Source organism: Mycobacterium sp. THU-M104 (assembly GCF_049197365.1).
Lineage (GTDB): Bacteria > Actinomycetota > Actinomycetes > Mycobacteriales > Mycobacteriaceae > Mycobacterium.
The window spans coordinates 1-4,662 of sequence record NZ_JBMIOP010000282.1 but is presented as its reverse complement, the minus strand read 5'-3'; the positions used below and the strand labels follow the sequence as shown (position 1 = coordinate 4,662).

Here is a 4,662-nt window from a genome sequence, read left to right as displayed (position 1 = left end):
GCAGCAGCCCGGATGGCGAAGCGGGCATCCACCACCCGGACCGACGGATCGTCGAGATGCTCGGCCAGCCATTCAACGGTGGCCAGGGCCTCAGGATGGCGGTAGGTCACGGTATCGGCCCTCGGCTTGTTCGCGCCGGTGCTCCGCGAGTGTCCGGTGGTGCTCCCCGGGCCGCCGCGCAGGGGTTCTCAGCCGGCGTCGGTCGAACCCGCTCGATGCCGGGCTGCGACAGAGCGACGGTAATGACCGCACCGGCACGATGCATGCGCGCCGCGCATTCCGGCCCGGCTGGTCCGGTTTGCCCGGTATCGAACACCGGGATCAGGGGCTTGGACACGCTGGTCTCCGGTCGATAGACACAACGGGTGGTGTTGGTAGGTTGCGCCAGTATTCGATGAATGTCAATATCTCGATATGCCAGGTTCTCGGAAGGCCCAGGTGGACACGGGTACGGCGCCGATAACGCCGAGACCCCAAGACGCAAGGACCTATCCGACGCTGGACGAAGCCATGTCCCGCGACGAGGCCGAACGGATCGCCAAGTTGTTCAAGGCCCTGGCCGACCCGACCCGAGTCCAACTCCTCGGGCTGCTCAGAACGAGACCCGGCGGGGAATGCGGCTACGACCTGACCGGCCCACTCGGTATCTCCCAACCGAGCGTGAGCTACCACGTCAAGATCCTGCACGAAGCCGGCCTGGTCACCAGGCAACGTCGCGGAAGCTGGGTCTTCTACCGCATCTGTGAAGAACGGCTGGCCGACATCCGCCGGGCGGCGGGACCCATCCCGCCGGACAGCGCCGGCTGAGGGAACAGCCCCGAGCGGGCTGTGTGCGCGGGGTTCAGGCAGGCCCGACCGGCCCGAGTCGAAGAAGTGCCCTGGTCGCCCGCAACCGGACGACACCGGATCCGCACGCGACATCCGGACGAATCACGCTGCGCCAGAAGGTGTCCGACTGCCTTGCGCACCCTCACCGGGCCAAAAAGTTCCGCGCGATCCGAAACTACCTATCCACCGTGGCCAAACACGGCCGGCAATGTCTTCGATGCCCTCGCCGTGCTCGCCGAGGGCCGACCATGGCTGCTCGCGTGGCCTGACCAGTTACCCCGCATGTTCATGCGAATGGCGTGCCGAAAGTTCGCTCAATTCGGTCAGATGCCGGTCAGCCAACTTATGATGATCCTGCAGCAGTCGCTCGGTCAGTTTGCGATGCTCATCCATATGCCGCGCAACCAATGACTCATATTCGCTGATGGACAAACCGCCCTGCTTAGCGACATCGCGATGCTCGGCCAGGTGCCGGTCCGTGAGGGCTCGCAGGTTAGCGAGGTGGCGGTCCGCCAACTCGCGATGTTCTCGCAGGTGAGCCTCGGCCATTTTCTCGTGCTCGGCCAGATGTGCCCGTAAGACCTCGGCGCTTTCCTTTGATGCGGACATGCGATGTACTCCTTTGGCTTGTGTTATTGATGTTAAACGAAAGTCGCGGGTCGTGGTGGGCGCCTTGCTGGCCTGAGCGGCTCCCCCCAATCGGATTGGCGATCGTCAGTGGCGAATGGCACCGCGGTGCGTGTGCTTCCCCCGAGATCGTGGAGGGTTTCTTAAGCCGCTTCTGGCTTCTGACAGTTTTCCCTGATCTCGTAGTTGACGGGCGATGGTCCGTCTGCGGCGCTGTGTCGACGCTGGTGGTTGTAGAAGGTGTAACACCAGTCGATGACCACCGCCTGAGCTTGAACAGTATCACGGAAGCGATTGCGGGACACCACTTCCCATTGCAGCGACGAGAAGAACGCCTCGGCCGCGGCGTTGTCGAAGCACGACCCGACCCGCCCCATGGATTGGCGGATCCCCAGCTCAGCACACAGCTTGGTGAACACCCTGGCGGTATAAGTGGCAGGTTCAAGGGGTCGGTGTGGAAAATGACCCGCTGCTCAAGTTCGTCGCGCCAGATCGCGTCGCGGCCACCACGGGCCACCACGGCCATCTTGATGGCCGCACAGGCCAGCTCGGCGTCTGGGTGCAGGCCCATTGCCGCGCCGAGCAGCCGCCGGCTGTACAGGTCGATCACAGTCGCCAAATACAGCTTCCCGGAGTCGGTAGGAATCTCCGTCATGTCACCGACCCATTTGCGGTTCGGTGCATCGGCGGTGAAGTCCCGTTTGACCAGGTCAGCGAACTTCGGTGCGGTCTTGTCCTGCTTGGTCAACCCGTTGCGGCGCTTCTTGGGACGCGCCACCAGCTGCCGGCGGCGCATCGAGTCGGCGACCGTGTTCACCGACACCGTCCAGCCCTTATCGCGCAGATCGTCGACCAATCGCGGGGAACCATGCAAGCCCTTGGCCTTAGCGAACGCCTCGGCGACCGCCACATCCAGCTCGGCGCGGCGCCGATCAGTGTCGGTGTGCAACCCGTCGGGGTCCTCGGCGCGGCCCAGCCACTAGTAGAACCACGCCAGGCTGACCCGCAGCACACGGCATCTCACAGCATGTGGCACACGATATTTGGTCCTCTGGTCAGCGATGAAACGTGCCGCGCTCACTTCGTCGCCTCCTTCACCCACAGGACCACTGATCGCTTGAGGACATCACGCTCCATCCGCAGCTCGGCGTTCTCCGCCCGCAAACGCGCCAGCTCAGCCAGATCGTCCTTGGACAACTCCCCACGACCCTCGCGCTGCTCCTGATCCTGGGCAACCCAGTTCCCCAAGGTGCCCGGATTCATGCCCAGATCGCGCGCCACCGCCGCGATCGGCTTACCCGTTTCCCGCACGATCCGCACAGCCCCATCCCGGAACTCACGGTCATACTTCTTCCGTTTCTCTGACATCGCTACCCCTTATAGCTGATGCCTCTACGGTCTCGGGGGAACCTCAGCGGGGGCCTCGTGGTTCCGGCGGCGTTCGGCACAGATTTGCGCCGCCCGGTGCTGGGCGCGGGTGTGGCGACGTTGGGGCATCATGGCGGGGCGCTGGCGCAATAGTCGGTTGTCGGGGTGGCCGGATACCGATGCGCGCGGCCGTGCCAGAGCGGACGCGAGCAATCCGTAGTCCCCGACTGCGACGTGAGCTCACCGGCTCTTGCCCAGCGCCGGATCGTCGTCACCTGCCAGCGTGTGCGCCGCCTCGAACAGCAACGCGTGCACGAACGACTGCGGCAGGTTGCCCCGCAGTTGGCGCCGGGCGACGTCGTACACCCGTGCGTACCGCAGTCACCGCTGGATACTTGGTTTGCCCACGCCCAGACGTTCGCGCTACGCACCGGACACGCGACCACGCTGGGCACACCGGCCGGCCCGGGGCGACAATACGTGTGATCGACGAGACCACGACTTCGTGAGGACGGCGGACTGTGAGCAATCTAGAGGGGATCGGCGTGCTGAAACTCGAATGCCCGCAAGGCCATCCCGTCGGCAGGATCCTCAGGGACGCCCCCCACCAGTCGGTCCAGTACGACCCGGGCGCCGCGGTGGGGCAACGCCGGTTCTGGCCGGACGAAGACGATCAGCCGCGCTTCGCCACGCACTGCCGATTCTGCGACAAGCCGGTGGGGGAGGCCGCGGCCACGTTGCAGTCCAAGCTGGCCGACCTGCTCAGCGACACCACCCGGGGCACCGCCGTCGCCACGTTGCCGTACCTGTAGGCGGTGCACCACCCCACGTACTGTAAGAGCTACAGTAGCCACTGTACGGCGCGCCGACGCAACGACGCGGGCACCGACGCGAGAGGAGTCCCGTGACGCAGCACCCCCCGACCCCGCACGGCAGCCCGCGCCCGCCCGAAGGGGATTGGCTGGGCACGCCGTACCTGTCCTTGCAGCGGCAGGGGCCGATCGCGGTGTGCACCATCGACCGCCCGGACGCGCGCAACGCCCTGACCCCGGCGGTGTACTTCGGAATCCGTTATGCCGTAGGCCGTCTCAACGCGGATCCGGATCTGGCCGGGCTGCTGATCACCGGAACCGGTGACGTCTTCGCGCCCGGCGGCGACATGGGCGGCGCAACCGGCGGCGCCGACGACTGGATCACCTTCGGCGCCGCGCTGGGCATGGACGTGACGCCGTTCGACGCGGTGCGCACCTCGGCCAAGCCGATCGTCTCGGCGGTGAACGGACTCTGCCAGGGCGGCGGCTTCCAGATCGCGCTGTGCAGCGACCTCTCGGTGGTCAGCGAGCGGGCGACCTTCCGCGTGCCCGAGTTGTTCCGCGGCTACGCCGACACCTACTACAGCCAGATGCTGGCGCGCCTGATCGGGCCGGTGCGCACCCGCGACCTGATGTTCACCGGACGGGTGCTGAGCGCGGCCGAGGCCTACGACTGGGGCCTGGTGAGCCGGGTCGTGCCGCATGAGAGCCTGCTCGCGAAGGCGCGCGACCTGCTGGCCCAGGTGTGCCGCACCGCCCCGCGGGCCCGCGGGGTCATCAAGTCCAGCATCGACAACTACCTGGGCCTGTACGACCGCATCGGCATGACCGCCAGCCTCGGCGACGCCGAGGCGCGGGAGGGTTTCCGCGCCTTCAAGGAGCGCCGCTCGCCGGACTGGGTGCATCCGCAGCTGCGCGCCGCGGGGCGCCTGTGAGGGCGCCGCTCATACCTTGCGCGCACGGTCCCGCCAATAGGGTTCGCGCAGAGCTGTTTTGAGGATCTTCCCGCTGGCGTTGCGGGGAAGCT

Annotated in this window: 6 protein-coding genes and 1 pseudogene; 3 read left to right on the top strand and 4 right to left on the bottom strand. The window is 66.4% G+C overall.

Going from position 1 to position 4,662, the window contains the following annotated elements:
* The first annotated feature begins 414 nt into the window (after positions 1-414).
* Positions 415-807: an ArsR/SmtB family transcription factor gene (locus tag ACOJVU_RS20235; protein WP_421531412.1), complete on the top strand. Its 393-nt coding sequence runs from the start codon at positions 415-417 to the stop codon at positions 805-807.
* A gap of 294 nt (positions 808-1,101) precedes the next feature.
* On the opposite strand, the gene ACOJVU_RS20230 is transcribed toward ACOJVU_RS20235, so the two are convergent.
* The 4 genes and pseudogenes from ACOJVU_RS20230 to ACOJVU_RS20215 all read right to left on the bottom strand — a co-directional run bounded on the left by ACOJVU_RS20230 (position 1,102) and on the right by ACOJVU_RS20215 (position 3,189).
* Positions 1,102-1,437 carry a hypothetical protein gene (locus tag ACOJVU_RS20230; RefSeq protein ID WP_421531411.1) on the bottom strand — a complete coding sequence of 112 codons (336 nt, stop codon included), beginning with the start codon at positions 1,435-1,437 and terminating at the stop codon, positions 1,102-1,104.
* Between the two features lie 161 nt (positions 1,438-1,598).
* Positions 1,599-2,536, bottom strand: a pseudogene (locus ACOJVU_RS20225) (IS3 family transposase).
* Positions 2,533-2,823, bottom strand: a complete 291-nt coding sequence (locus ACOJVU_RS20220) for a transposase (RefSeq protein WP_421531410.1) — start codon at positions 2,821-2,823, stop codon at positions 2,533-2,535. The pseudogene ACOJVU_RS20225 and the gene ACOJVU_RS20220 overlap by 4 nt, the downstream one beginning before the upstream one ends.
* A 240-nt stretch (positions 2,824-3,063) precedes the next feature.
* A complete protein-coding gene (locus ACOJVU_RS20215; protein ID WP_421531409.1) occupies positions 3,064-3,189 on the bottom strand; it encodes a hypothetical protein in 126 nt (41 codons plus the stop codon).
* A 155-nt stretch (positions 3,190-3,344) separates the two neighbouring features.
* Between ACOJVU_RS20215 and ACOJVU_RS20210 the strand changes: the two genes are divergently transcribed.
* Both ACOJVU_RS20210 and ACOJVU_RS20205 read left to right on the top strand, forming a co-directional pair.
* Entirely contained in the window at positions 3,345-3,635 is a 291-nt protein-coding gene (locus ACOJVU_RS20210; protein ID WP_144946252.1) for a hypothetical protein, read from the top strand.
* A 92-nt stretch (positions 3,636-3,727) separates the two neighbouring features.
* Entirely contained in the window at positions 3,728-4,570 is an 843-nt protein-coding gene (locus tag ACOJVU_RS20205; RefSeq protein ID WP_421531408.1) for an enoyl-CoA hydratase/isomerase family protein, read from the top strand.
* Positions 4,571-4,662: the final 92 nt, after the last annotated feature.

Bases quoted from the DNA above. Each gene is read 5' to 3' on its own strand.
- ACOJVU_RS20235 (WP_421531412.1), top strand. From the start codon at position 415: ATGCCAGGTTCTCGGAAGGCCCAGGTGGACACGGGTACGGCGCCGATA.
- ACOJVU_RS20230 (WP_421531411.1), bottom strand. From the start codon at position 1,437: ATGTCCGCATCAAAGGAAAGCGCCGAGGTCTTACGGGCACATCTGGCC.
- ACOJVU_RS20220 (WP_421531410.1), bottom strand. From the start codon at position 2,823: ATGTCAGAGAAACGGAAGAAGTATGACCGTGAGTTCCGGGATGGGGCT.